A 26,769-nucleotide genomic window follows, 5' to 3' on the forward strand; every position below is an offset into this window, starting at 1 on the left:
GTACGATATGCAGGAAAGTGTACGGGATACGAGTCTATCATCGCAGGATTCGCAGGGTTAACTAGAGATGCCCTCAGGTTCTTCAAGCATCTCTGCACGTAGTTTTGCATCACGTTTACGCACGCGACGAGCATTGTATTTATGCCCTACGGGGTAGAAAAAATAGAGTCCCACAAGCGTAAAGATAGAAATCATCATAATACTCGTGAATATTCCAGAGAAAACTCCAGCACTCCCCTTTTCTGCAATATCTTTTGCAATATTGTTCATGACCGATCCTGGCAGAGTCATTCCGCACAGAACGTAAAGACAAAATTGCCACCATTGGTAACGCACAAAATTTCTACGGAGAGCATAGGTAACAGCGGATTGCAATTCGGCATATCGCGTTCTGAGACTTTGCGACGCCTTCTGAATATCCCGGATGCGCCCCAGCGTCTTGGCTGCATCGAGAGCGGCCTCATAAGAGACAAAAACAGGCTTACCTTCAAACTCGATTGCGTGCGCCTCAGCAGCGCGCAAAAACAGGCTGGTCTGCGCATCAGTCAGAGAGGAATCGTCCTGCCCCTGCCGTCGCTTATGCGCGCTAACCGTCATGTTCTCAGCAGTATCGAATAACTTTGCGCGAGCCGATACATAGTTAGGTTCTAAGGGGTTCAACTCAATGAGTTCCCCATACCGATCGATCGCAGTTGCAATATGTCCCAGATCGACGGCAATAGCTGCTTCAAGTTCTAGAGCTTCCTCATAAGTTACGGGAAACCCGGAATTGTATGCCAACCGTCGACGTGCTTGGATAACATTAAAATATGCGGTATTAAGTTCCCCTCGATACCGTTGAGCGCAAGCTAGTCCATATAAACCTACCGGGTCTTCAGGTACTAAAACGTTGAGTTTTTGCGCAGCGAAATAAAGATTTATGTCATCACTATCATCAAGATAGTCAAGAACTAAATTACGCCAGTAATCTAGGTTTGGTACCGAATGTACGGTATGCGCGCCCACAGTTTTTTGCGGGTAAGTCAAGGAAGTCATCTTTGGGTCCCGAATTATATGAGTGAAAGAGTGAGTGTGTAAGTTTTATTTTACCCAAAATAACTAAAAAATTTAAAAACAACTATGTATTTTATATCATATTTTTATATAGTAATATGCAATGTAAAGTTTTTCTATGTCATGTTTTCGCGGCAGAGTTTATGATTAAGGAAGTAAAAACGCAAAGGAGCTGTCATGAGCGAGAAGAAACCTAAAGCACCACAAGAGCCCATTAACACCACAACAAAGCGCTGGCACAGCCTCATCGACAGCCCAGTAGGACACCTTTATCTTGCAGCAAGCTCCAAAGCTCTTACCGGGCTTTGGTATGAAGAACAGACACATTTTCCTATACCAGACGAGCTCGGTGAGTTTATTCCAGACCCCTCGGCAATCGCTGCAAACAGCGAGCCAGCGCCTGCAGCAAGCATCCTTAAGCACACCACTCGCGAACTGCAGGAGTATTTCGCCGGCAAACGTACAACCTTCACAATTCCTTTAGCGCCTGAGGGAACAGATTTTCAGCTCATGGTATGGGAATATTTATGTTCAGTCCCCTACGGATACACCACGACCTACGGAACCATTTCGCATGCCGTGGGACCGGGAGCACCCGCACAGGCGGTAGGACAAGCTGTTGGGCACAATAAAATTTCAATCATCATCCCTTGCCATCGCGTTTTGGGGTCTAATGGCAAGCTCACCGGCTACGCAGGCGGGCTCGACCGCAAACAGTTCCTTCTAAGCCTCGAAGAACCTGCAGAAATTCGCGAGGGCCGACTCTTTTAGACTCTCGACTATTTTACCGAAATAATATTCTATAGTTGCCTTCCAGCTGAATTTTTATATACTATACTAGTACATATTTACGATACTAGGAGGTAGTCATGGCGTCAGATAATTCTGCGAACGCTGTCGCTTCTGGCAAAGTCGAAACGAGTGCAGACCGAAAATATCCTGCTTGGGTACGTCATGACCTTGAACGCGACTACTACGATAAGGAGTGGGGCATACCTATCACCCATGAAACCGGGATGCTTGAACGGGTTTGTCTCGAAGGGTTTCAGGCCGGTCTTTCATGGTACACAGTCTTAGTCAAAAGGCCAGTGTTTCGGGAAGTCTTTGCCAACTTTCTTCCTGAAAAGCTTGCAGCGTTTACAGACGATGACGTTGAGCGATTGCTCCACGATAAACGTATCATTCGGAATAACCTCAAGATTCGTGCCACTATCTCAAATGCGCGCCTAACTCTTGACCTACGCGAGCGTGCAGCTGCTGGAGACGAGTCATTAGCAGGTTTTTACCTCCCAAACGGGTTATGGGTTGAACCTGGTTTACCCGCTTTTATCTGGTCTTTCCTTCCCGAAAGCACTATTACTCCAAGCACCCTTGAGGAGGTTCCTACACAAAACGACGTCTCTGTAACCATGTCGAAAGCATTCAAGAAGCTCGGAGGCAAATTTCTAGGTCCAACCAGCTGTTACGCCTTAATGTGTGCCATTGGTATGGTGGATGCGCACCTAGTAGACTCACACCGGCGTGGGTCATCAGGCTTATTTACTCCCGAGGGAGAATTGCATCGGGGCTCATAGGTACAAAGGTTTTTGGTTAAAACGAAAAGATCCCTGCCCCGCCTACTGAAAGGCGAAAGCAGAAACCTCTATCATGTTGCAAGCTCGGTCTTATTTCGTGAAGCTCTGCGTTATGACACCATCGTGAAAAGCAGTACGAGAGATAGGATTGGCGGTACACACTGAATCAGCGCGGGTTTACGCTTATCCGGTGAGGTCGCGAAGAGATAAATTCCCGCGACGGCCATCGAACCTAGACCGGCAAACATGAGGGCGATGCCAACTTGAGGCAGACCACCAACCCAGAACGCTAACAGGCCGGTTGCTGCAATCCAGGCCAGCATGAGATTGTAGAGCCCTTGATTTGCAGCCATTTCTTTGGAGGCTTCGGCAAATTCTTCCGTGGTACCGAAGGTATTCCGACCCCGAGGTTTAGTCCACAGGAAAGTCTCAAGAATCCAGATATACACGTGAATAGCGATGGACACGAATGCGAAGACCGTGACGACGCTTGCCAAGGTAGACATTGTTATTTCCTCTTTCTCGAAGGTAGTCGGTAAATCAAGCACCAATTCTACTATCTCATCGTCATAATCCGTAAGACAGCCAAGGCTCAAGAATGAACAAGAGGAACCTCCTCCCACTTACATACAGAATACGCCAGCTCATACCTCGTTCGAGGCACAAGACTGGCGCATTCGGGGGTATGTGCTAGTGGACGACGAGCGACAGCAGGTATACCCACACGCAGGTCAGCACCAGCAAAATGGCGCTGTACTTGATCGCCATTGAGGTGATCTTCGACTCCTGCCCAGAGCTTTCCACAGATGCAGCCGCAATAGCGATAGACTGCGGCGAGACAATCTTCGCCATCACACCGCCGGCGGTATTTGATGCCACCAGCAGGGTTGGGTTCACGCTGATCTGGTGAGCGGTAGTCGATTGCAGACCCGCGAAGAGAATATTGTTGTTAACCACCGAACCGGTCACAAACACACCGATCCAGCCGATAATCGGTGAGAAGAATGGGAAGAACGTCCCTACCGTCGCAACGGCCAGTGCGATGGAAGAGATCATACCCGCATAGTTCATCACGTTAGCAACTGACATCACAAGGCAGATCATAATGATGGGCGTCTGCAGCTGTTTCCAAGCACCGCCCAGCTCTTCGAAAGCGGCCTTCCAGCTGATGGAGGAGAACAGCACGGTAATAATAACAGCCACAAGGATCGCGGTACCCGAGGCTCCCAGAATATTCCAGGTGAAGACGGCTTTCACAGGGGTCGGGTTTTTAGCGATAGGAGCCACCTGCTCGATCGCCCCATGAATACCAGGAACATTGACAAGGATATTAGTGAAACCTAGGGGTCCATCGCTCTCCCCTGCTTTAGCTGCTTTAGCGAATACCGGTTTTAGGACCGTAGACCAGAGCAGAATTGCGACGGACAGGTAGATGAATGGGCTCCAAGCCTTGAATATTTCACCGGAGGTATGCTTGGTCTCGCCTTGTGCTTGCACTTCCTCCAGGGAGGGAGCGGTAGGCTCACGGAAAATATGCTTGGGTTGCCATGCGCGCATGATGAGAGCCAAAACGATCAATGATAGAAGCGGCGGAATAATATCAACCAGCTCAGGGTTTCCCAAGGTCAGTAGCAGAAGGGATTGTCCGCCAGAGTAAACGGCACCAACGATCAGAGCCACCAAGCCGGTTTCGCGTAACCCACGTATCCCGTCTTGGATAACGACCATGAGCACTGGGATAAGCATCGCAAAAATCTGCAACACAGGAACCATATTTGCCGATAATTCGGCCAGAGGAATACTGCCTTTCTCGGCGCCGGTGCTGACCGGAATACCGATAGCACCGTATGCACCGGATGAAACGTTAGCAACCAGCGCGAACATTGCGGCCTTGAGCGGGTTAAACCCGAGGCTGACCAGCAAAGCCGCACAAATTGCGATCGGAATACCGAACCCTGCCGCGCCTTCGAGAAATCCACCGAAACAGAATGCGATCAGCAGCATCTGGATACGCTGGTCAGTGGAGATGGCCGAGATAGAGGAGCGAACAATGTCGAAGTGACCGGAACGCACTGTAATGCGGTATAGCCACACCGCCATGAGCACGATCCAGCCGATAGGCCATAGGCCAGCCAAGAAACCATAAAGGATTGAGCCCGCTCCAGCGCCTACTGGCAGCCCAAATACGAAGATTCCGATACCGAGTGCGAGTGCGAGAGAAATAATCGCCGCTTTGATACCGCTGAGTTTGAGAATGGTTAGTCCAAGGAGGAAGAAGACAATGGGGATTACCGCTACTAGTGCTGAGAGCATAGTGGAATTGAGCGGGTCATATACCTGCTGCCACATGGTTTTTCCTTTCCGCGACATACGCGGTTCTTAGTGGTCACTGCGTACCGCTAATGTGGATTAACGTGGGTTCATGAACTTTTACCCAAGATCCACGGCTGCGATTCTGTGGTTTTTGGCCATGAAAGCCAGTGTGTGCGGATGTTGCTTCCACACTGCGCTACCAGTACCTCTTTGTAGTGTCAAGGAATTTACCTTGGCAGACCAGCTGTAGACACCTCATCCACTCCAAAATATACCACTATCGACAGAATAATTCGCAAGTATTCCCACTCAAAGACAGGAACATCATAGTTGTACTTTCACCTAAAGCATATTCTTGCCTAGTGAAAGCCATAATACGCAAAGCATACGAATCGAGACAAAAACGATATTGATTCGCGAAATAATCTATCCAAGAAGGAGCTTGCAGCGACATCGCCCTCACAGATCTAAAGAATGTTCAGATGCGGTAAAAAAATACGAGAGTAGCAGCTCAATAACCAAGACGGGGATTACCCGTACCACGGCAGAGCTTAACAAAAAACGGCGTTGTAGACAGAAAACAGCGATATACGATAAACCCAATATAAAAACGCTCCAATCGATAGTTTTACCGATTAGAGCGTCTTCTGCGTCGGGTTGACAGGATTTGAACCTGCGACCCCTTGACCCCCAGTCAAGTGCGCTACCAAGCTGCGCCACAACCCGATGTACATCACACTATTATGTACCGTGTTTCCAGGAAATCCCTGCGAACACTCGAATAACTATACCCCAGGTTCTCACCCCGTGCAACTTAGAAAACGCGAAAATACTGGATTTTTCGCTGCCGCTCAATATATATTCCACGCAGACGACTAAGGGAACTTTGAGAACATAGCGTCTCTTCAGAATGCTTGGATTTCTGCCAAAGCCCTGCTTGCATATGGGCTACTGCGATGACAGTGTTAAAACACACTGACTCTTCACAGACGCTACAGATTTTTAGAGAGGGCATCATGAAAAACCTCATTATTTTCGATCATCCCTACACATCCGAGGCTTGGCGTAATATCCCCCATCAGCGGTCTTTTTGCGCTGCCCTGTGCAAGAATATAACCGATAAACTTGAGGCACGCGGCGACGAGGTCGATCTTCTTGATTTACATGCCGACGATTTCGACCCGGTCATGCGAGCAGAAGACCTTGCTAACTGGCGTCGCGGTAACCCTATCAATGGTCAGATAGCGGACTATCAAGCGCGCGTAAAATCCGCAGATCGCTTGATCTTCATCTTCCCCATCTGGTGGGATTCTATGCCCGCCATGACCAAGGGCTTTATCGATAAAGTCTACGCCAAAGATCTGCTGTACACACAGCCTAGCGAATACCGGCTTGTCACTACGCTGAATCACGATACCGAAATCGTTCTTGTAACCCCGCTCGGTATGCCCTTGCCCATATACAAATACATCATGCGAGCGCCCGCCGTCAGAATTTTCAAACAAAGTATTTTCCGGAAGACCGGGATCAAAAATTTCCGGTGGCTTCCTTATGCGCGGGTAGACAAAATGACAGCTGAGCAACGCGCCCAGTTACTCGCAAACGTACCTTTTTAGATGAGCGCGACGAATTAGCCAAGGGAAGCATAAGCACCCCACCAAAGATATAAAGGGTGGGGTGCTTATGCTCGTTCACGTTTGGGTAGCACGTTAGCGTTTGCGTGAGCCCTTGCCGCCCTTTTTTGCTTTGCTCCCCTGACGGTCCCCGAGAGAGCGGCGTTCGCGCACGCGCATCGAAATTTCGATCGGCGTACCTGTGAACTCAAATGTTTCACGCAGACGGCGCGTGATAAAACGCCGATACCCCGGGTCTAAGAACCCGGTTGTAAAGAGCACAAACTTCGGCGGGCGGGAAGACACCTGTGTACCGAATAGGATGCGCGGCTGCTTACCACCACGCAGCGGATGGGGATGCGCCGCCGCCAATTCACCTAAGAAAGCGTTCAGTCGCCCGGTTGGGATACGCGAATCCCAAGATTCCAGCGAGCGTTCCAGGGCGGGAACCAGCTTATCTTTATGCCAGCCGGTTTTTGCCGAGATATTCACGCGCGGAGCCCATTTCACATGTGCCAGGTCGCGGTCAATTTCGCGTTCGAGCATATCGCGGCGTTCCTCATCGAGGGTATCCCATTTGTTGAAAGCCAGCACCATGGCGCGACCGGAGTCGATCGTGGTCTGAATGATGCGCACATCCTGCTCGCTCAGCGGTTCAGAAACATCCAGAAGTACGACTGCGACTTCGGAGCGTTCCAGGGCTGTCTGAGTGCGGAGTGAGGAATAAAATTCGGCGCCTTTCGCCATATGCTGGCGACGGCGAATGCCTGCCGTATCGATGAATCGCCACGGGTAGCCGCCCAACTCAATAACCTCATCAATAGGGTCGCGTGTAGTACCCGCGAGATCGTTCACGACGGCACGTTCGGAACCCGCTAGTTTGTTCAGCAGCGAGGATTTACCCACGTTGGGACGGCCGATAAGTGCCACACGGCGCGGTCCGCCCGGAGCCTCCGGCTGCGCATACTGGGAGTGCTCGGGCATAACCTCTAGAAGCTCATCGAGGGCATCCGCCAGGCCACGACCGTGCAAACCCGAAACCGGGAAGGGCTGTCCCATACCCAGCGACCACAGGCTGTAGATTTCCGGTTCCAGGTGGGAATCGTCGATCTTATTTGCCATCAGAATGATAGGCTTCTTGACACGGCGAAGCATACGCACGATCTGTTCATCTGAGGCGGTAATTCCCACACGCGCATCCACAACGAGGATGACAACATCGGCCTGCTCAACCGCAATCTCTGCCTGATCCGCTACCTGCGCATCAATACCACGAGCATCGGACTCCCAGCCGCCGGTATCGACGAGGGTAAAGCGTTTGCCAACCCATTCGGCTTTATAGGAGACGCGGTCGCGAGTCACGCCCGGCTTATCTTCTACCACGGCTTCCCGACGCCCCAGAATGCGGTTAATAATGGTGGATTTTCCCACGTTGGGGCGCCCCACGATAGCTACTACAGGATCGGCGAATTGTTCGTCTTCTTCGTCAAAGTCGAAACCCCAAGCGCCAAGAAGGGCACGGTCTTCTTCATCAAGGTCATAGTCGTCGAGTCCTTCCAGAAGAGCCTGCGCACGCGCTTCTGCGGTTTCGTCGTCAATATCGGCTAAACGTTCGGTGAGGTCATCTTCTCCGCCGCCTAGGTATTTGTCTTCGTAGTCATCGCGGGTAGCGTCGTTCTCAGCCATGCGCCGTCCTTTCTTCTGCGCGAACGCCAGCTTAAGGCTTGTCCTAGCAGCTTTAATTTCTCACTAGTATGTTCGCTGTCTTTCAAGTATTTTATGCGGTCTCGGTCCCTGCAGAGGCATCCCGTGATGCCTGTCGTTTTGCCTTCACCTGTGCATTAACAGCATTAATAACTGCTGATACGGTCTCGTTAAAATCCAGATCCGAGCTGTCTACCAGGGCTACACCGGGGGCGGCTTCCATAAAATTGTTTACCTTAGAATCCTGGGTATCGCGTTCAGAGATCTGCTGCGTAAGGTCGCCGGACTCCCCTGATTTTTCGATGTTCTCTAGTCCACGGCGTGCCATGCGCACCTCTTCCGATGCGGTTAGCAGTATGCGCGCATCCGCATCCGGTACCACCACGGTTGTAATATCTCGTCCCTCCGCCACAATACCGTTGACCGCGTGGTTGATCGTCCAGCGTTGTAGCTCGATGAGGTATTCACGAACGGCAGGCACAGAGGCTACGGCAGAGACCGCACCAGAAATTCGTTCAGTGCGGATTTCCTCGCGAATATCGGTGGTGCCCATCAAAATTTCTTCTTCTTTGATATTGGTTCCGAAGACGAGCGGCATCTCTTGCACAGCTTTCCCGATAGCGTCTTGGTCAGCAAGATCAATATCGAGTTGAAGTACACGATAGGTTGCGGCACGATACATAGCGCCTGTGTCTAGATACGCTAACCCGAAATGACGTGCGACTTCTTTTGAGACCGATGATTTTCCAGAACCTGACGGTCCATCGATCGCGATCGTAAGTTTAGGGTTCTCATGCATAACATTACTTTCTGTCTGCGAGGGGTCCCGCATGTTGAGTGTCAAAATAATCTTGAATATCCAGGCTTACGGGGGGGGTAACTGCTGAAGAACGCCAGCTATTTTACGACTTTCCAGCCTCGTTCCGTAAGCCCGTCTACCAAATAGTCGTGTTTTGCCGGGTTTACCGAGACCTCAGCCATGCCGACGGGCGCGCCCGTGGAGTGCTCCAGCCGCAAATCTTCAAGGTTAATCCCCAAGTCGCCAATATCTGCCAGCATCCGTGCCAAAGTTCCGGGCTCATCATCAACCAAAACGGTGAGGGTCGCAAAAGCCGTCGGAACTCCGCCGTGTTTACCGGGGATGCGCGCCACACCGGCGTTGCCTTCGCTCATCAGCTGCGCAAGATCAAGCCTGGCGCCCGATGCCGAAGGATCTTCCAATGTTTCAATCAAACGGTTTAAATCTTCTCGCACACCATAGAGGCTCTTCACGATAGGCGCTGCGTTCGCCGCAAAAATCTGCACCCAGAGTGCGGGGTCGGAAGCAGCAATGCGGACCGTATCGCGAAGCCCTTGCCCCGCTAAACCAAGCGCATATAAGGGAGTTTCCTGCAGCCGAGTCGCTAGCAGGGAACTCATAGCCTGCGGCAGATGTGAAATCAACGCAACCGTTTCGTCGTGTTCTTCAGCGCTAAGAGTCGTCACGAAAGAGCCAAGCTCTACCGCAAGGGCGCGCACTAATCGCACGCACTCGATACGTGCATCGTCATGTTCGCAGATAATCCAGGGACGCGCCTGAAAAAGCTCCCCACGCGCCGCAACCGGGCCGGTCTTTTCACGCCCAGCCATCGGGTGCGAACCAACGTATCGTGAAGCATCAGCATCAGAGGCAAGCACCTGCTCTAAAGGCTGTACTTTAACGGAGGCAATGTCGGTCACGGTAGCACCCGCATATCCGGGGCTAGGCGCATACTCCCGCAATGCCTGTATGCAAAGCTTTCCGGCTATATCCGGCGGAGAAGCCACAACTACCAGCTGCGGGGTGAAAGACTCACGCTCATCGGGCTCAAGGGTATCGAGCCGGGTTCCTGCCCCAATATCTTCGGCGACGGCTTCAACGGTGGGCGAAATATCCTGCAGATAAACTTCAAGCCCCGCAGCACGCAAACCTAGCCCGATAGATGCGCCCAATAGGCCAGCCCCTACCACGAGGACCGGTCCTTCCAGCATGGGGGTCATAGTTGTTTCTGTCATTACATCTCCACCGAAGCAAGCAGATGCCCAATTTCGACTTTGGAAAGATTACGAACAGTCCCCTGCTTCTGCGATCCGATACGAATGGGACCCATCTGCACACGAACAAGTTTCTCCACAGGGTACCCCACGGCTTCAAAGAGGCGGCGCACAATACGGTTCTTGCCCGAGTGAATGGTCACTTCAATCAGCACATGGCCGGGCGCCGAATCCACAAGTTTAAAGGAGTCCACCCTCGATACGCCGTCTTCAAGGCGAATACCTTTCTTCAGCTCAGCGCCAATACCTGATTCTACTGGACCGCGCACCTGCACCAGATACGTTTTGGGTACCTCATACGAAGGATGTGTTAAACGGTTTGCGAGCTCGCCGTCGTTAGTAAGAAGCAGCAGACCCTCGGTTTCCACGTCTAATCGTCCCACATGGAAAACGCGCTCATTCATAGAGTCACGTAGAAAATCTTTAATGCAGGGGCGGCCATCGGGGTCTTCCATCGTGGAAACGACGCCAGCAGGTTTATTGAACGCCATGTAGATGAGCTTTTCGTTAGTCTGCACGGTCATACCATCAACCTGCACAATCACATCGGCAGGATTAACACGCACCCCCAGCTCGGTCACGACCTCACCGTTAACGGTCACTCGTCCTTCCGTGATCATCTCTTCACATACACGACGCGATGCAACACCTGCCTGCGCCATCAATTTTTGCAGGCGTACACCGTCGTGATCATAGAAATCAAAATGATCCACAGGCGCATTACGGGGACGGCGTGGGCGATGTGGCCCAGAGTAGTTATTTACCCTGTATTCGCCGCGCTCATGCGGGAAAGCTTCACCGGAACGATAGGGGCGATGCGGTGCCCGCCTATCCCACTTGGAAGCACCCGCACCGTGGCTACGCGCGGCGCGTGGAGACCCTGATGTACCGGCTTTAGGCTTTCCACCGCCTGAAGTTTTGCCGCTAAATTTACCGCCTCGGGTTGAGGAGCTAGCGCCCACGCCATTACGTTTCGCGCCGGGTCGAGGTTTCCGCGACCCGGGGTTTTTACCGCGAGAGTTTCCATATGTCATAGTCTTATTCCTTATGTCGTTCGTCTGAAGTTTTCACAAGATTTTGGTGCCCGCCGCTTCCTAGATTTAGTCCGCGGGCGGATAGGTTAGTTACGATTACCGTGTTCAGAGGGGCTGTCAGAGAGCACTGCTGCCTCGGTTTCATCAGGTAAAAGAGGCGCAAGCGCGGGAAGCTCTTCCAGAGAGTTGAGACCTAATTTTGTCAAGAAAAGTTCCGTAGTCTCGTAAAGAACCGCGCCGGTTCCCTCCTCTTTACCGGCCGCGCGCACGAGCTGGCGCTGTACAAGCTGACGTACCGATGCATCCGCGTTTGTTCCTCGGACTGCGGCTATTGCGGCACGCGTAACCGGCTGCCGGTAAGCGATAACTGCCAGGGTTTCATATGCGCTTTTGCTCAGGGTAGCGCTCTGTGAACGGGTCACAAACCTCGCTACCCAGGGAGCAAAATCGGCGCGAGAATACAACCGCCAACCACCGGCAACTTGGCGAAGCTCAAAACCACGCGGCTCGTGGGCGGGAGTGTCTTCACCATATTCCGAATCGTCACCGTTATATTCACGATAAAGCTCGTCAAGAGCGTGCTCAATACTGCGCTCATTGACAATCAGGGCGGCAGAGAGTTCGCGCACACTTACAGGAGTATCAGCAACAGCAAGAATAGCTTCAATAGCGCTTTTCACGCCCCCAGGAATAAGCTCAACGCGCGAGAATTCCTCTGCATCAGCGGCAACCGCCCGGGTTATCTTCGCGGGATGCCGAGCATCCGAAGACGTTATATTTTTGTCAGAATCGCCCTCAGTTTCGGCTTTGTGTTCCTGGTCAGTAGAAGTCTGCTCGGGTACCGAGGCATTTTTACGATCAGATTCTTCTCCGGATTCACTGTCTGTCTCAGTATCGGCACTAGGGTCCCAGTAGCCTAGGTTCACCATCGCTAAATCATTCTCGGTGAATTCATCCTCAAATCGGCTCCCCTGCTGCTGCACGGCTGTCTTACCAGCAGAGTCGAAGGATTCTTCGCTCATGCGGTCTCCTCCCCTGCGTTTTTAACGCTCTCTGAAAAGGTAAGATCATCCGCGCTATCGCGATGTTCTGGACTGTAGCCCTGCCTTGTATCATGTGCTGACACTGCCGGTTCAGCAGGAACAAAAGCACGCGCATATTCGGTAGCACGTACCGAAATCTCGGCAAGCGGCGCATCCTGATGTACGTCTACCGCGCCCTCTTTATACAGTTCTAAGAGCGCCAAGAAACGCACAACTGCGATGTCAAGTCCCTGAGCATCATGCACCAGTGCCGAAAATGTTACCGATGATACCGTCGGTTTACACGCAAGAAGTGCATCCAGAATATATTGTTCTTCGTGTGCAATCGTTGTTGAGGCGCCGTGAAGGTGCTCATTCAGTTCCTCAGCAACATCAGCCGGATTCGGTTCTAAATTAGTCGAAGGTTTCGGGGCAAATGCTTGCGCTGCAATACGCGCAAATTCCTCCACTCCCCCTTTGAAAACAAGCTCTGGAAGGGCCTTCACAAATACAGGTTCCAGCGCCACGGTCCGCGGAAAGCGCTGGGTCTCTTCGCGCCAACGATCAGCGAAAATAGCGGCTACCTCACGGTAGGCGCGGTACTGAAGCAACCGGGCAAAAAGCAAATCACGCGCTTCTAGAAGAGCCACATCCTGATCCAATGGCTCATGATTCTGCGGGAGTAGCCGGGCGGCTTTAAGCTCTAGCAGAGTCGCGGCCGTTACCAAAAAATCGCTTGCCTCGTCTAATGCGCGTTCGGTGCCCTGTGAATATAGGGCATGCAGATACTCCAGGAACTCGTCGGTTACTTCAGCAAGCGCAATGTCTGTGATATCGAGCTTACGACGTGTGATCAGTGTTAGGAGAAGGTCGAATGGGCCCTCAAAATTCGGTAAATTAAGCGTGAATCCAGCACCGTTCACCGGATTGGAGGCATCAGACGTCTCATGCGGTGTCGGTACCCTCACGGCAGCGACATTTTTGGTCATAGTTGACCGATTTCCTTTACTGGGGATTGCAGGATAACCTGCGAGATTATAAAAGATACGGGATGTACCGCCCATATTATACGTGCCTTGACACCATACCTTCAAGGTTTATAGGTGGTGTCAAGGCACATGGGATCCAGGATCTTATCGGGCTCCGCCCTTGTAAATAAGTTCACGGGCTACCTGCCGGTAAGCTTGAGCCCCGGTGTGGTTGCTGGCATATGAGAGGATAGGCTCTGCCGATACTGTAGCATCCGGGAATTTAACGGTTCGCTTAATCACGGTGTCAAATACTTTATCTCCGAAAGCGTCAATAATACGTGCAAGCACTTCTTTAGAATGGATGGTGCGGGCGTCAAACATGGTCGCAAGAACGCCGGTAATTTCTAGATCTGGGTTCAGGCGATCCTGCACTTTCTCGATAGAGTCCACGAGAAGCGCCACAGCTCGTAGGGCAAAGAATTCGCAGATAAGCGGGATGATAACGCCATGTGATGCTGTCAATGCGTTTACGGTTAGCAGGCCGAGCGAGGGCTGACAGTCAATCAGAATAACATCGTACTCATTCTGTACCTTACGTAGGGCTGAGGCGAGTACCTGCTCGCGAGCAACTTCGTTTACTAGCTGAACTTCAGCCGCAGAAAGGTCGATGTTTGCGGGAAGAAGGTCGATGTTCTCGATATCGGTCGGTAGAATAACGTCGTTAATATCGACCTTACGATCCATCATCACGTTGTACACGGTCAGCTCAAGCTCATGCGGATTTGTACCGAAACCAGCGGACAGGGCACCCTGAGGGTCAAAGTCTACAAGGAGCACTTTACGACCACACTCCGCAAGTGCAGCACCAAGATTTATGGTTGAGGTCGTCTTTCCTACGCCACCCTTCTGATTCACCATTGAGATGATGCGGGCGGGACCATGTTGGCTTATAGGCGCAGGGTCGGGGTATTCACGTAGGGGTCGGCCGGTTGGTCCGAGTTCTTGTGCCGGTGCTTCGGTCAACTTATCTTCACCTTCGTCAACGAATTTTCTCTTTATGTATAAGGTTACCCCACACACGCCCGCTCAGCAGGTTTGTGAGTTCGCTTTACGTACGAATTATGTTACATCGCGCTCTGTTCAGGTCTATAAACCAAATATTCGGGAATTCTAGAGACCCCGCTCACCATAAGCCACAGCGTTATGTAATTCTCATGCTAAATCAGATCTTGCAATATGCGGGAAGGCGCTTTCCCCTAGAAACAGATACACCTTCCCGCATACTTTAACTTATTGATCTTCCGGTAGCGTCACAGTATTTTTAATCTTTGGTTCAGCTACAACGGACATCTGTTTGGTGGGAGATTTTTGACTTACCGCATTATCCACGTATTGGTCACCGTGTAGTTCGCCGCCCATGGTGGATTCGTCAAAGGGGATCTCCCCTTTCAGCACCGCATGAACACGATCCATATCTACCTCTTTAACAATCTTCCCCATGAGTAACGTCGCCACTGCGTTGCCTGTGAAGTTAGTGACCGCACGTGCTTCAGACATGAAGCGATCGATTCCCACGATCAAACCTACACCATTAACAAGGTCGGGGCGGTGCGACTGCAAACCGCCTGCCAGGGTCGCCAACCCTGCGCCCGAAACACCGGCAGCTCCTTTCGAAGCAATGATCATGAAGACCAGCAGAGAAATCTGCTCGCCTAACGCAAGTGGAGTCCCCATAGCCTCCGCGACAAAGAGGGCGCTCATCGTCAGGTAAATTGCGGTGCCATCCAGGTTAAAGGAATACCCCGTAGGAACCACAACGCCTACGACAGGCTTCGAAACACCTAAGTGTTCCATTTTAGCGATAAGACGCGGCAGCGCCGCCTCCGACGAGGATGTTGAGAAGATGAGGAGATATTCGCGCGCCAGATATTTCAACAGGGTAAAGATATTCACACCGGTTACGAGCTTGAGAATAGTGCCCAGAACGATTACGACAAAGAGAATACAAGTGATATAGAATGCCACCATCAAAATAAACATTGAGGATATCGCACGGGAACCCGTAGAACCTACAACAGCTGCAATCGCACCAAGCGCACCAGCAGGCGCTAACCACATAATCATCATGAGCAGACGGAATACGAGCGCCTGACAGTAGGTCAGAAATTTGAGGATAGGAGCGCCAACCGGTCCCATCTTCTGCAAGGCAAAGCCGGTCAAAAGCGCCACGAAAAGGGTTTGCAGAATATTACCGCTTGTCAATGCCGAAAGCAAAGAAGTCGGCACGATGTTGAGCAGGAACGAGACAGTGCTATCACCGCCATGTCCTTCAGACGAATTCGGAAGCGTGTATTTCGTTGTTGCCGGGTCATAGTGCAGCGAGCTTCCCGGCTCGATAATATTACCTACAACCAGGCCAATTCCTAAGGCAAAGGTTGACATGAGTACGAAGTACAGCAGCGCCAATCCACCGACCTTGCCGACGGTTGCTGCCTTAGCAATAGACCCTACACCCAGCACAATCGTACAGAAAATTACAGGGGCGATCATCATCTTGATGAGAGCGATAAAACCAGTACCGATGGGCTGCAGCTCTTTTGCAAAATCGGGAACGGTCATTCCCAAGATACACCCAAGGATCACAGCGGCAATCACCGAGAGGTAGAGCATATGGGTTGGGTCTTTGTAGAACGGTTTCTTTGCGGATTCCGTACTCATTAATTCTTTCCTTTCGCGCCGGGGACGCACGGTGCTGTGTGTCTATACCGACCAGAACTTTATTGTTCCGGATTCAGGATGTTATACAGGCTACACCTACGGCAACATTAACGCGGGTGTTTTCTGACTAAAATATGCCATTGCAACAGAATATTTACATGTCTGTTACAAACAGCATAAATATTACATCTTTAGAGTGTAAATCGTATAAATAAGCTAAATTATAGTATCTTATTGGCGTATTTTCTCTTTAAACGCATATTTGTCGGCATAGCTATACAGACATAGTGTCGTCGTTCCGCGCAACTATTCCCCACAGTCTACTTCTACTAACCACCTACTAAGTACGCTCATGTGCACGAGGATGCGCCATACGGTAAACCTCCAGCATCCCTTCCGGAGTAACCTTGGTATACACCTGTGTAGTCGCAATCGAGGCGTGTCCCAATAGTTCCTGAACCACGCGAATATCGGCGCCGCCCTGTACAAGATGCGTCGCAAACGAATGTCGAATAGAGTGGGGCGAAAAATCAGAGCTCAGCCCTGCCTCCTCAGCTGCTTCTTTGAGGATAAGCCATGCTCCCTGTCGACCCAGCCGGCTCCCCCGCCCGTTGAGAAAAAGCGCAGCGGTGCCTTTACCGTGTGAAGCAAACATGGGGCGAGCGCGCACAATGTAGTCTTCCAGCGCCCTCTGCGCATAGGATCCCAAAGGTACTAAACGCTCTTTACCCCCTTTGCCGAAAAGACGCACATACCCAGGCACGGCAATAGATTCCCCGTTTTCATCGCGGGGTTTTTCGCCCAGGTGTATATCGTCCAGATCTGTTGCCAGCATCTCGCTCACGCGCGCACCGGTAGCATATAAGAACTCAAGTATCGCTCGATTACGCAGGCCGGTAGGAGTCTTAAGACTGGGAATGGCAAGGAGCTTTTGCATTTGCTCCACGGACACGGCTTTGGGCAATCGCTTCACATTTTTAGGCGGTTTCACGGCAGCGGCAGGATCGGTCTCCAGGATGCGCGAAGCATGCCAGAAACTATGCGCGCCACGAACTGCAGCCATGGTACGTGCAATTGAATTAGGACCCAGCGGCAGAGGCAGCGTGACATCACGCGTACTCGTTGAAGGAGCCTTTGTCTGATCCGAGGTGTAGAGGGAAACCGCCAAAGACTCCAGGGTATCTTCGAGTTCCTCTGCTCGGGTATCAGATTCAGATGGTTTTTCTCCCTGGCTTTTGCTGGGATGCCCCGAATCTCTGTTCTCCCCCGCACGCGGCAGTGACGGTTGGGCAAGTTCACGCATAAAGGCACGCACATCGGCAGTGCGAATTCGGTGGGCATCAATGATACCGCGTGACGCCATAAATTCCACATATCGTTTTAAATCGCGTGCATACGAAGCTATCGTATTCTCGCTGCTGCCTTTTTCAACTCGCAGGTGAATAAGATACTGATCAATATCCCGCTCAAGCGGACTTATACGATGTATTCCTTCGCTCAGGTGCTGAGAAACCATAGCGAATTATTCCTCGTGCTTAAAAGTTTCGGGTCGGATACGGCGCCCTCCCAAGTAAGGATGAAAATCCCAGGTATCGGCGGCATCTCGCAAGGGCAGTTGCTCTTGCCGAGCCTCGACTGCGCAATATGACGCGAGAATAGCCTGAATAGCCAAACCGTTATGTAGTCGGCCCGCGAGCACAAGGCGTACGGCCTGTTCAAGCGGAACCCACCGGTAGGTAATCTCCGCTTCTTCGTCCCTGCGTACTATACGGTCTGCTTCAGGAATCTCGTACAGGTCTTGGGCAAGGTATATACGGCCCGCTTCCGAAGCGGCTCCCGGAGTCGTGTAATAATCGACCAGGCTGCGCCAGCGATGAGCCCCAAGGTCGGTTTCTTCCGCGAGTTCGCGCTGGGCTGCATAAAGAGGGTCTTCACCAGTAATATCAAGAAGTCCTGCGGGAACCTCCCAGAGGTTCATACGCACGGGATGCCGATACTGACGCAGAAGCAGAATCTCATTCCAGTTGTTCAATGCGGCGACCGCAACGGAACCGGGCATGTCGATAACATCCCGCGTTAAAGTGGTACCGTGCCCGTCAAGATCATAGTGCTCCACGGCTGCTTGGAGAACATATCCGCTATACTGCACCTCACGGCTTAGGATTTCTCGCGTTGAGGGAGCATCGATCACATCAGCATACATAGGGTCTATTCGATGCGGATTCTTGTTCTCTGAAGTGTTCATATCCCTATTCTAATTTGCATACTTACGGTCGCCAGAATCAGAGCCTTAAGGACAGAGCTATCAGCTGACAGCGCTGACGTTTCTATTTTCCTTCGGCAGAGCAAAGTCGCGGACTACATCGGCAGTCCGCGACTTTTTATGAAGAAAGTTCTTACTCTTTACCGCTACGCTTGAGAGCTGCTTTCACCAGCCCCGCAAAAAGCGGATGCGGCCGCGTAGGACGCGAACGGTACTCCGGATGCGCCTGAGTCGCCACATAGTAAGGATGCACATCAGCGGGGAGCTCAACATACTCCACGAGCGAGGAATCCGGCGAAGTACCGGAGATAACTAAGCCAGCCTTCTCAAGCTGTTCACGGTACTCGTTATTAACTTCGTACCGGTGACGATGCCGTTCCGCCACTTCGGTCTCACCATAAGCCTGAGCAACCTGTGAACCGGGAACCAGATTAGCTGTGTACAGGCCCAAACGCATGGTTCCGCCCAAATCACCTGCGCCTTCCACAAACTGCTTTTGCTCTTCAATCGTGGCAATGACTGGCATTGATGTCTCCGGGTCAAACTCGGTTGAGGATGCGTCAGAAAGATTCAAAACGTTTCGAGCGTACTCAATCACCATGGACTGCAGCCCCAGGCAAATGCCCAGAGTAGGAATCTTATGTTCACGAGCATATTTCAATGCGCCGATCTTGCCGTCCAGACCGCGAATACCGAAACCGCCGGGTACTAAAATGGCATCCATATCGTGCAGCTGATGGTCTGCGTCTTCATCGGTGGCGCATAGGTCTGCAGCGACCCATTTGATATTGACCTTTGCATTATTCGCAAAGCCCCCGGCGCGCAGAGCCTCAGAAACCGAGAGGTATGCATCAGGAAGATCGATATACTTACCCACGAGGGCAATGTTAACGTCGGCGGAGGGGCGGTGCACCGCATCCAACAAACGATCCCACTGCGTGAAATCTGGCTCAGGGGCAGTCATGCCAAAGTAATCCAGAATATAATCGTCGAGCTTCTGGGAATGAAGGGTTTTGGGAATATCGTAGATGCTGGGGGCATCGGGACATGAGATAACGGCGGCAGTATCAACATCGCAGGCGTTACCGATTTTGGCGCGATGCGATTCCGGAACATCACGCTCACAACGCAGAATCAAGCCATCGGGCAGGATACCCAAACCACGTAATGCTGCAACGGAATGCTGAGTAGGCTTCGTTTTGAGTTCGCCGGAAGGGCCGATAAAGGGTACCAAAGATACATGGAGGAAAAACACGTTCTGGCGTCCAACGTCACGGCGTACTTGGCGTGCCGCTTCCATAAAGGGCAGCGATTCAATATCGCCTACCGTACCGCCGATTTCAGTGATGATGATATCGGGCGCGTTCTCGATTTCGGCGGCGTAACGCATACGTGCTTTGATTTCATCAGTGATATGAGGAATAACCTGCACAGTATCGCCCAGATATTCTCCGCGACGTTCTTTTGCGATAACGGTCGAGTACACCTGACCGGTTGTAACATTAGCGGATTGGTCAAGGTTCTCATCAAGAAAGCGTTCGTAATGCCCAATATCAAGGTCTGTTTCAGCACCATCGTCAGTTACAAAGACTTCGCCGTGCTGGAAAGGGTTCATGGTACCGGGGTCTACGTTAAGGTACGGGTCAAATTTCTGCATCGTGACCGATAGACCACGAGAACGTAAAATCTGACCGAGAGAAGAAGCTGAAAGACCTTTACCGAGAGAAGAAGCAACACCACCCGTAACAAAGATTTGGCGGGTTACCTTACCGTTAGCGGACGCGTTAAGAGCGTTATTATTTTCATTCACCACGGAATTCAAGCTTACCATTTTCTTTTCCCCTATCCAATAGAACACTAGCGGACGAGAGCGTTTCTCTTCCCTAGATTTAATGAGCTCTTTCCCGTATTTCGCGCAGTTTTTACGCCATAATAAACGCTTTATCTACCGCTGAATACCGTGTTGCACCACAACGGCCTCTAGAAATATCTGCGCCCCAACACTACCGAATATCCTTGGAATACTCCTCCAGATATATCAGCTATGACCATTGTCTTTTCAGCACCTGTTTACTCAAGCTGGCCCCCTGCGCGTAAAAGCTCTCGCGCGTGTTCTTGGGCTGCTTCCGACTGATCATGTCCGGCGAGCATACGAGCGAGTTCCACAACACGCTCTTGGTCAGAAAGCACCTGTACTTTCGATAACGATGCGTCATCATTTTTAAGGACCAGAATATGCTGATCCGCGAAAGCCGCAACCTGTGGTAGGTGAGTTACCACCAAAACTTGTACATGCTGGGCAAGCATTGCAAGCCTGCGACCAATCTCAATAGCAGCCTTACCGCCAACGCCCGAATCTACTTCGTCAAAGATAAAGGTAGGTACCGGATCCACTTCCGCCAACACAACCTCCAACGCAAGCATTACGCGTGAAAGCTCACCTCCAGAGGCGCCTTTCCCAAGTGGACGAGGGGTTGCCTCACGATGCGGAGCAAGCATAAAGGTCACTGTGTCACGACCATGAATTGAAAATTTATCTGCCTCGGCAACTTCAACAACAAGAGAAGCATTCGGCATGGCAAGCGCGGTTAGTTCTTCACTAACAGAATCCGCCAAACGCGAAGCGGCTTCTTGACGCGCTTTCATAAGCTGAGCTGCCTGCTCTCCTAAAGCCTGACGCAGGTCGGTGAGCTCTTGCTCTAGAGATTCCTGTCGCGCTGGATCATCAACAAGGTGAGTCAGGCGATCACGAGATTCTTCGGCCCACTCAAGGACTTCCGCAATATCTGCACCATATTTTCGCGTCAAATTTTTCAGCTGCGCACGACGCTCCTGTACCTGCGCTAGGCGTTCAGGCCCTTCAGAATCTAACGAGGTCGAATAGGTAGAAATATCGGTGGCAACATCAGTCGCCAGAACTAAAAGTTCGTTAACCCGTTGAGCTAAATTCTCTATATCGCTATCGGCATCGGCTTGTCCCAAAAGAGATGTATGTGCCGCGTCCAGAAGACTCAGTACATTTGCCTCTGTACCTTCCGTATATTCGCTGCCCGACAGCGCCGCCGCTGCGACACCGGTTGCGGTACGAAGCGCCTCAACATTCATCAGTTTGATGCTTTCATTCTTAAGCGCTTCGTCCTCGCCCGTCTGTGGGTTTACGGAGTCTATTTCTTCAAGCGCCCCCTGCAAGCTTTGCGCCTCTAATGCTCGTGCACGAGAATTCTCACGAACCTCTTTATATTCAGCGGCTGCGACTCGGTACCGCTCATAGGTATGCTGGTACTTCTCCAACAGGTCAAAAAGCTTTTCGCCCGCATAAAGGTCTAGTGCACGACGTTGCTCGCTGGCAGACTTGAGACGCAATTGATCCGACTGACCGTGCACAGCTACAAGAGTTTGCCCAATATCTGAAAGCTTACCGACAGGCGCGGTGCATCCTCCTACATGTGCTCGAGAACGCCCAGAAGCATTAACGGTGCGAGCTAAGAGAAGTTCGCTTGTTTTTTCATCTACCGGGTCAACTGTTCCGCCCACTTCTTCCGCGAGGGTCAAAGCCTTATGTTCTTGAGGTAGGCGCACAATGGCTTCCGCTAAGGCGCTCTTTGCCCCTTGACGCACACTTGCAGCATCACTACGCGCCCCGAGAAGCATACCAAGTGCCGTAACGACCATAGTTTTACCGGCACCAGTTTCACCTGTTAGAACCGACAGCCCGGGCTGCAAGGGTAATCGAGCATCAGTAATAATGCCCAAGTCCCGAATATGGATTTCTTCAATCACGATGCGTCTACCTTAAAGTCCTTACCGCATAGGGGCTGGAGCCGTGCCACATACGCAAGCTATGTGCGGCTCTATTGCACTGACCGACTTCCTGCTGGAGTGCCCAAACATTCGGTTTCCGTGTGAGTACCAGATATAAACTAATGAGGATCTTGCGAACTGTTTTTTTCACCGGCATCACACGCCTCACGCTCCTCCTCAGAGGTTGGGCCTCGCCATCCTCGAATAGGCAGAGCAAACTTACGAACCAGCCGTTCAGAGAACGGGGCGGGGTGGATACGTGCCAAAAGCACTGGTTTTTCAGATTTACGCACCTCAATGCGGGAACCGGGCAGCAGATCATTCATACGTCGTCCATCGCACCACAACACACCGGATGCACCATGAGCCATCATTTCAACAGCTACCATAGAAGACGGAGATGCTACTAGCGGTCGTGCAAAAAGGGCATGTGCTGAAAGCGGCACCAATAATATAGCTTCTACCTCGGGCCAGACTACCGGTCCCCCACCTGAAAATGCGTATGCGGTGGATCCCGTGGGCGTACCTATCACCACACCATCACAGCCAAATGTGCTTATTGGCTTACGATCTACCTCAATGATGACCTCAATCATCTTCTCGCGGTTGCCTTTTTCAACACTTACTTCATTAAGCGCCCAATCCGTGTGAACACGTTTCTCCTCGTGCCATACTTCAATGTCGATTGCCATACGCTCTTCGACCGCATACTCGCTCTTGACGATGCGGTCTACAGTTTCTTGCAGATCACTTTCTTCCGATTCCGCTAAGAATCCTACGTGTCCCAGATTCACGCCGATCAGCGGAATGCTTGTATGTCGCACCATTTCTGCAGCACGTAGGATAGAACCGTCACCGCCGAGGACCATACCAAGCTCAATATCAATAAGCGCAACACTCTCATGTACCACCTGCACAGGCACCGGATCGTCCCAATTTTCCGTCAAGGCTTCCAGATCAGAACGGTTCATCACGGGCACTAGACCTGCACTATGCAGCTGTTTACACGCCTGGCGGGCTGCATCCCGCGCTTCTTTGCGGCCAGTATGCGCAAAGACTAGAATTTTACGATTTTCCGTTACTGACACGTTCTACCCTCCTCACAGCAAGCATTATTTGCGAATTATCCCACGACTACTTCTTTAGTATAGCCGAATTCCCCATTATACTGGAACATATTTTCTAGAATATTATTTCGATAAAAAGGTTTGTTTGTTATTTCTGCTTCTTGCACCATAAGAAAAATTCGACGTTACCATCTTGCCCGGGTAAAGGGCTTTGCACAGTATCTATCACACGAAGACCACATGATTGAGCCGAGTCTTGCACCTTACGCACGGCGAAAGCATGTGCTTGAGGATCTGTAACCACTCCTGCACGCCCAATTTGATGTTTTCCTACTTCAAATTGTGGTTTCACCATGAGCACTAAGTCCCCATCTTCCTCGGTCACCTGCGCAAGAGCATCTATGACTAACGTCAACGAGATAAAAGAAAGGTCAGAGACAACTAGGGAAACTAAGCCCCCAATATCCTCTGGAGTTAGATAACGCACGTTAAGACCTTCATAAGCATCAACTCGAGGATCCATGCGCAAAGACTCAACAAGTTGACCGTGACCCACGTCAACTGCTGCAATATATGAAGCCCCACGGCGCAAGAGTACGTCGGTAAATCCTCCAGTAGAAGCACCTGCGTCCAGACAGCGACGACCGGCTACAGTTATGTGCGTAAAAATATCTAAGGCACCAGCAAGTTTATGCCCGGCACGACTCACATATTCTGTAAGAGGGCTTTCTTGTACCAGTACATCATCGTCACGATGTACAGGCTGCGATGCCTTATACACAATTTTCCCATTAACACTCACGCACCCGGCATCAATAAGTTTTGCCGCTAAAGTACGAGATGCAACAAGCCCATGCTCGGCAAGAAATTTATCGAGCCGCACCTAGGAGTTCTCCCCGGGTTCTCGGGAGAAACGTACATTATCTTCGAGATTATCAACTAAGGTTCCATAGGCCCGAATACGCTCTACAGGATCCATCGCTAAAACAGCCTGCAGCTGTGTTTCAAACTCCTGGTAGTCAGCTTCTTCAAGGGACTCATGGCTATCAGCATTTTCTGTAGAGTTTTGTTGTTTCTTACCCATAAGTTAAACCTCGGGAAGACCTTGAATATTCGGGGTCACTGCCTGCTCCGGATGCGCCGCCCACCAGGCAGCGCAGGCTACGCGCCAGGCTTCTGCTTCCGCATCGCTGCCGGAAAAGTCCTCTGGCGCGAAAGAGCCTTGGACGGTTAAATAGAGATTGTTTCCCTGTACCTTGGCAGTCCATGATGGTCCATGCGCTGTAATCGCGTGGTCCTCATGGAGAATTTCGATCTGTGGATATGGTTCGAAAAAGTCATCAAGAGTGCGCAAAATATATGTGGGACGTTGTTCAGGGACCGCCGATATAACATCCTGATAGGTCTGCACGCCGGTCAGCACAAGTGCACCCGCCATATGAGCTTTGTTGGCTCCCAGAATATCGGTGTCAAGGCGGTCCCCTACAATAACGGGCTTTGAGGCTTTTACTGATTGAGCCGCAGTCTCAAAAATAGCGGCTTCAGGTTTCCCTGCGACTATCGGAGTACGGCGTGCTGCGATGCCTACCGCCGCTACTAGAGTACCGTTACCGGGCGCTTGCCCTCGTTCCTTAGGAATAGTTTGGTCTGTGTTCGTGGCAACCCATAAGACGTTCTGATCAGCGAGAGTGTACGCTGCCTCTGCCAAATCTTCCCAGCTGAGTTGCGGGTTAAAACCCTGAACCACGGCAACAGGGTTGTCGGACTGTGATGATACAGGTTCCAGCCCAACGGCACGTAGACAATCTGCTAAAGCTTCAGTACCGGTAACCAGAATTTTAGACCCGGCGGGCACATGTTGAGCCAATAAAGCAGCACCAGCCTGGGCAGAACTGACAACACGTTCCGCCTGCGTGCGCACGCCTAAATCTTGCAGGTGAGCCGCTACAGATTCTACGGAGCGCGAGGCATTATTAGTCACAAAGACGACGGGAACCCCACTGCTTTCAGCGCGGTTCAAGGCTTCTGGCGCTCCCTCAATAGCGTAGGGTCCAGCGTATACTACCCCGTCGAGATCTGAAAGTAAGGCATCGTACTGAGCTAGTAGGGGTTCGCTCGTCATAATGTTCAATTCTTTCTGGTTATAGACAAAACAAGTAGCCTCAGGCGAGGAACAGATAGTTTCTACTGCTCTGTTTCATTTTGGGAAGGCTTCGTTTCATATTCAGAAGATGCAACCGCCAAGTTCTTTGACTTGTCAGAACTATATGCCTCTTCCTTCTCTGGCTGTGTTCCCTCGTCAGTATTGCTTTGTTGTTCGAGGTCTTCTAGCACAGGTTCCTCAGGTTCAAAGAGCTCGGATTCACCATAAATATCGAAAATCTCAGGCTCGGCGAACTCACCCTGTCCCAAAGCGGCTTCGGCCCTGAATGCGAGGCGTGCCCACTGCTCTGCTTCCTGGCTTCGTCCTGCATTATCTAGAGCCTCGGAATATGCTGTGAAGAGTCGAGGGCTGTATTCGAAAGCCCGTTTTGGGTTTAGCTGCGGAATTTGGAGAGCCGATATCGCTTGCGATTTTTTGCCCTGATCTGCATATATCCCAGATTCAACAATGGCGAGTTCAACGCGAACCGGGGCAGGAAGTTCTTCACGTTTAGCTTCCTCTATCATGTCAAGAGCTTTAGAAATACGGTTAAGAGCGCGCTCACAGTCTACGAGGAGCGCAAGATGATCCAGAGAACCGCTTATGCGACGATGCGTACGTAATTCACGTAATGCTAGTTCGTAATCTTCAGCGACATATGCGGCGACACCTACAGCCTCACGTACCGCAGAAATACGTCCTGCGCTTCGAGACGCAGCAACAGCATGCTCAAGCGCGAACTGGGGATCAAGCTCCAGATATCGTCCAGTCATAACAAGATGTTTTGCAACGGTAGCAGCATTCCTAGGCTCAAGCGCGCGAAGCTGACGGCTTGTAGCATTGTCTAACTCACGACCTGTTACATCACTGTCAATCTCAGGCGCCTTTGGCTTGGCAGGACGATAACCCGCTCGACCGTCAACAGATCGCACGTTCTCCCGAGACTCTGTCTTATACGCGTGCTGCCTAGGTGACTTACTCCGAAAACCGAAACGATGCGATTTATTCGGGTTTTTCAAGTCGTTTCGGCGTCCTCCATCGCTATCCTTATGATTTGCCCCAGCCCCATCAGAATGTTGAGCGTTACTGTGGTAGTTGCTCTTCTGGGAGTTTTTCGCAGTGGAAGCACCAATAGCACCCTGCTTATTTTTAGACTGGGGGGTCTCAGACATGAATCTCCTCAAAGGGGAAGGCGGGATCAAACACAGAATCTTCGCTACAAATTTTGGAAGATAATCTCAGGGTGCTAAATGCACCTTTTATATTCTAGTACAGGTTGGCATAGACCGATACCCTAGAGATACTAGATCACAAAATAGCTTTGTCTACTGCATCCGCTCGTAGAAGGCGGGCTAGTAGGTTGGGGTTGTTTAGTAAAAACCGCCATTAAACACAAAAAAGCATGGGCGAAAGCTCCCCA

Annotated in this window: 23 protein-coding genes and 1 tRNA gene; 3 read left to right on the top strand and 21 right to left on the bottom strand. The window is 51.2% G+C overall.

Annotation, left to right across the window (positions count from 1 at the left end):
• Nucleotides 1-57 precede the first annotated feature (57 nt).
• Nucleotides 58-1,035 (bottom strand): hypothetical protein, encoded by a 978-nt coding sequence (locus HMPREF2958_RS10490; protein WP_070697932.1) that lies wholly within the window; start codon nucleotides 1,033-1,035, stop codon nucleotides 58-60.
• Nucleotides 1,036-1,230: 195 nt separating this feature from the next.
• Here HMPREF2958_RS10490 and HMPREF2958_RS10495 point away from each other — a divergent pair, with 195 nt between their 5' ends.
• Both HMPREF2958_RS10495 and HMPREF2958_RS10500 read left to right on the top strand, forming a co-directional pair.
• The gene (locus HMPREF2958_RS10495; protein WP_070697933.1) at nucleotides 1,231-1,824 is read left to right on the top strand and encodes a methylated-DNA--[protein]-cysteine S-methyltransferase; all 594 of its coding nucleotides are present in this window, start codon (nucleotides 1,231-1,233) and stop codon (nucleotides 1,822-1,824) included.
• 98 nt (nucleotides 1,825-1,922) lie between these two features.
• Entirely contained in the window at nucleotides 1,923-2,627 is a 705-nt protein-coding gene (locus tag HMPREF2958_RS10500; RefSeq protein ID WP_070697934.1) for a DNA-3-methyladenine glycosylase I, read from the top strand.
• Nucleotides 2,628-2,737: 110 nt separating this feature from the next.
• Here the strand turns inward: HMPREF2958_RS10500 and HMPREF2958_RS10505 are convergent, their stop codons facing one another.
• The 3 genes from HMPREF2958_RS10505 to HMPREF2958_RS10515 all read right to left on the bottom strand — a co-directional run bounded on the left by HMPREF2958_RS10505 (nucleotide 2,738) and on the right by HMPREF2958_RS10515 (nucleotide 5,666).
• Nucleotides 2,738-3,133 carry a DUF1304 domain-containing protein gene (locus tag HMPREF2958_RS10505; RefSeq protein ID WP_013398811.1) on the bottom strand — a complete coding sequence of 132 codons (396 nt, stop codon included), beginning with the start codon at nucleotides 3,131-3,133 and terminating at the stop codon, nucleotides 2,738-2,740.
• 184 nt (nucleotides 3,134-3,317) lie between these two features.
• On the bottom strand, nucleotides 3,318-4,976 hold the full coding sequence (locus HMPREF2958_RS10510) for an L-lactate permease (protein WP_070697935.1): 1,659 nt from the start codon (nucleotides 4,974-4,976) through the stop codon (nucleotides 3,318-3,320).
• 616 nt (nucleotides 4,977-5,592) lie between these two features.
• Nucleotides 5,593-5,666: transfer RNA gene (locus HMPREF2958_RS10515), tRNA-Pro, on the bottom strand.
• 290 nt (nucleotides 5,667-5,956) lie between these two features.
• On the opposite strand from HMPREF2958_RS10515, the gene HMPREF2958_RS10520 reads away from it, so the two are divergent.
• Nucleotides 5,957-6,556: an NAD(P)H-dependent oxidoreductase gene (locus HMPREF2958_RS10520; protein WP_070697936.1), complete on the top strand. Its 600-nt coding sequence runs from the start codon at nucleotides 5,957-5,959 to the stop codon at nucleotides 6,554-6,556.
• 93 nt (nucleotides 6,557-6,649) lie between these two features.
• Here HMPREF2958_RS10520 and der read toward each other — a convergent pair whose 3' ends face one another.
• The 17 genes from der to HMPREF2958_RS10605 form a co-directional block, all read right to left on the bottom strand.
• Nucleotides 6,650-8,239: a ribosome biogenesis GTPase Der gene (gene der, locus HMPREF2958_RS10525; RefSeq protein ID WP_048752004.1), complete on the bottom strand. Its 1,590-nt coding sequence runs from the start codon at nucleotides 8,237-8,239 to the stop codon at nucleotides 6,650-6,652.
• A 91-nt stretch (nucleotides 8,240-8,330) separates the two neighbouring features.
• The gene (gene cmk, locus HMPREF2958_RS10530; RefSeq protein ID WP_070697937.1) at nucleotides 8,331-9,056 is read right to left on the bottom strand and encodes a (d)CMP kinase; all 726 of its coding nucleotides are present in this window, start codon (nucleotides 9,054-9,056) and stop codon (nucleotides 8,331-8,333) included.
• A 98-nt stretch (nucleotides 9,057-9,154) separates the two neighbouring features.
• A complete protein-coding gene (locus tag HMPREF2958_RS10535; protein WP_070697938.1) occupies nucleotides 9,155-10,291 on the bottom strand; it encodes a prephenate dehydrogenase in 1,137 nt (378 codons plus the stop codon).
• Entirely contained in the window at nucleotides 10,291-11,364 is a 1,074-nt protein-coding gene (locus tag HMPREF2958_RS10540) for a pseudouridine synthase (RefSeq protein ID WP_070697939.1), read from the bottom strand. The genes HMPREF2958_RS10535 and HMPREF2958_RS10540 overlap by 1 nt, the downstream gene beginning before the upstream one ends.
• A gap of 86 nt (nucleotides 11,365-11,450) precedes the next feature.
• Nucleotides 11,451-12,386 carry an SMC-Scp complex subunit ScpB gene (gene scpB / locus HMPREF2958_RS10545; protein ID WP_083313751.1) on the bottom strand — a complete coding sequence of 312 codons (936 nt, stop codon included), beginning with the start codon at nucleotides 12,384-12,386 and terminating at the stop codon, nucleotides 11,451-11,453.
• Nucleotides 12,383-13,375 (bottom strand): segregation and condensation protein A, encoded by a 993-nt coding sequence (locus tag HMPREF2958_RS10550; protein WP_070697940.1) that lies wholly within the window; start codon nucleotides 13,373-13,375, stop codon nucleotides 12,383-12,385. Before HMPREF2958_RS10550 ends, scpB begins: the two co-directional genes overlap by 4 nt.
• A gap of 144 nt (nucleotides 13,376-13,519) precedes the next feature.
• Nucleotides 13,520-14,380 (bottom strand): ParA family protein, encoded by an 861-nt coding sequence (locus HMPREF2958_RS10555; RefSeq protein WP_037231464.1) that lies wholly within the window; start codon nucleotides 14,378-14,380, stop codon nucleotides 13,520-13,522.
• 267 nt (nucleotides 14,381-14,647) lie between these two features.
• A complete protein-coding gene (locus HMPREF2958_RS10560; protein ID WP_004004345.1) occupies nucleotides 14,648-16,075 on the bottom strand; it encodes a C4-dicarboxylate transporter DctA in 1,428 nt (475 codons plus the stop codon).
• 340 nt (nucleotides 16,076-16,415) lie between these two features.
• Nucleotides 16,416-17,591 (bottom strand): site-specific tyrosine recombinase XerD, encoded by a 1,176-nt coding sequence (locus HMPREF2958_RS10565; protein WP_070697941.1) that lies wholly within the window; start codon nucleotides 17,589-17,591, stop codon nucleotides 16,416-16,418.
• Nucleotides 17,592-17,597: 6 nt separating this feature from the next.
• Complete coding sequence (locus HMPREF2958_RS10570; protein ID WP_083313752.1) at nucleotides 17,598-18,320, bottom strand: NUDIX domain-containing protein; 723 nt, start codon at nucleotides 18,318-18,320, stop codon at nucleotides 17,598-17,600.
• A gap of 151 nt (nucleotides 18,321-18,471) precedes the next feature.
• Nucleotides 18,472-20,169: a CTP synthase gene (locus HMPREF2958_RS10575; protein WP_070697942.1), complete on the bottom strand. Its 1,698-nt coding sequence runs from the start codon at nucleotides 20,167-20,169 to the stop codon at nucleotides 18,472-18,474.
• Nucleotides 20,170-20,408: 239 nt separating this feature from the next.
• Entirely contained in the window at nucleotides 20,409-22,118 is a 1,710-nt protein-coding gene (recN, locus tag HMPREF2958_RS10580) for a DNA repair protein RecN (RefSeq protein ID WP_070697943.1), read from the bottom strand.
• Nucleotides 22,119-22,258: 140 nt separating this feature from the next.
• Complete coding sequence (locus HMPREF2958_RS10585) at nucleotides 22,259-23,227, bottom strand: NAD kinase (protein ID WP_070697944.1); 969 nt, start codon at nucleotides 23,225-23,227, stop codon at nucleotides 22,259-22,261.
• A 127-nt stretch (nucleotides 23,228-23,354) separates the two neighbouring features.
• Entirely contained in the window at nucleotides 23,355-24,089 is a 735-nt protein-coding gene (locus tag HMPREF2958_RS10590) for a TlyA family RNA methyltransferase (RefSeq protein ID WP_070697945.1), read from the bottom strand.
• On the bottom strand, nucleotides 24,090-24,290 hold the full coding sequence (locus tag HMPREF2958_RS10595; RefSeq protein WP_004004338.1) for a hypothetical protein: 201 nt from the start codon (nucleotides 24,288-24,290) through the stop codon (nucleotides 24,090-24,092).
• A gap of 3 nt (nucleotides 24,291-24,293) precedes the next feature.
• Nucleotides 24,294-25,328, bottom strand: coding sequence for an HAD-IIA family hydrolase (locus HMPREF2958_RS10600; protein ID WP_070697946.1), 1,035 nt, complete (start codon nucleotides 25,326-25,328; stop codon nucleotides 24,294-24,296).
• 62 nt (nucleotides 25,329-25,390) lie between these two features.
• Nucleotides 25,391-26,521, bottom strand: coding sequence for a tetratricopeptide repeat protein (locus HMPREF2958_RS10605; protein ID WP_070697947.1), 1,131 nt, complete (start codon nucleotides 26,519-26,521; stop codon nucleotides 25,391-25,393).
• Nucleotides 26,522-26,769: the final 248 nt, after the last annotated feature.

The sequence above is a fragment of the Rothia sp. HMSC036D11 genome, assembly GCF_001814205.1.
GTDB classification, from domain to species: Bacteria; Actinomycetota; Actinomycetes; order Actinomycetales; family Micrococcaceae; genus Rothia; species Rothia dentocariosa.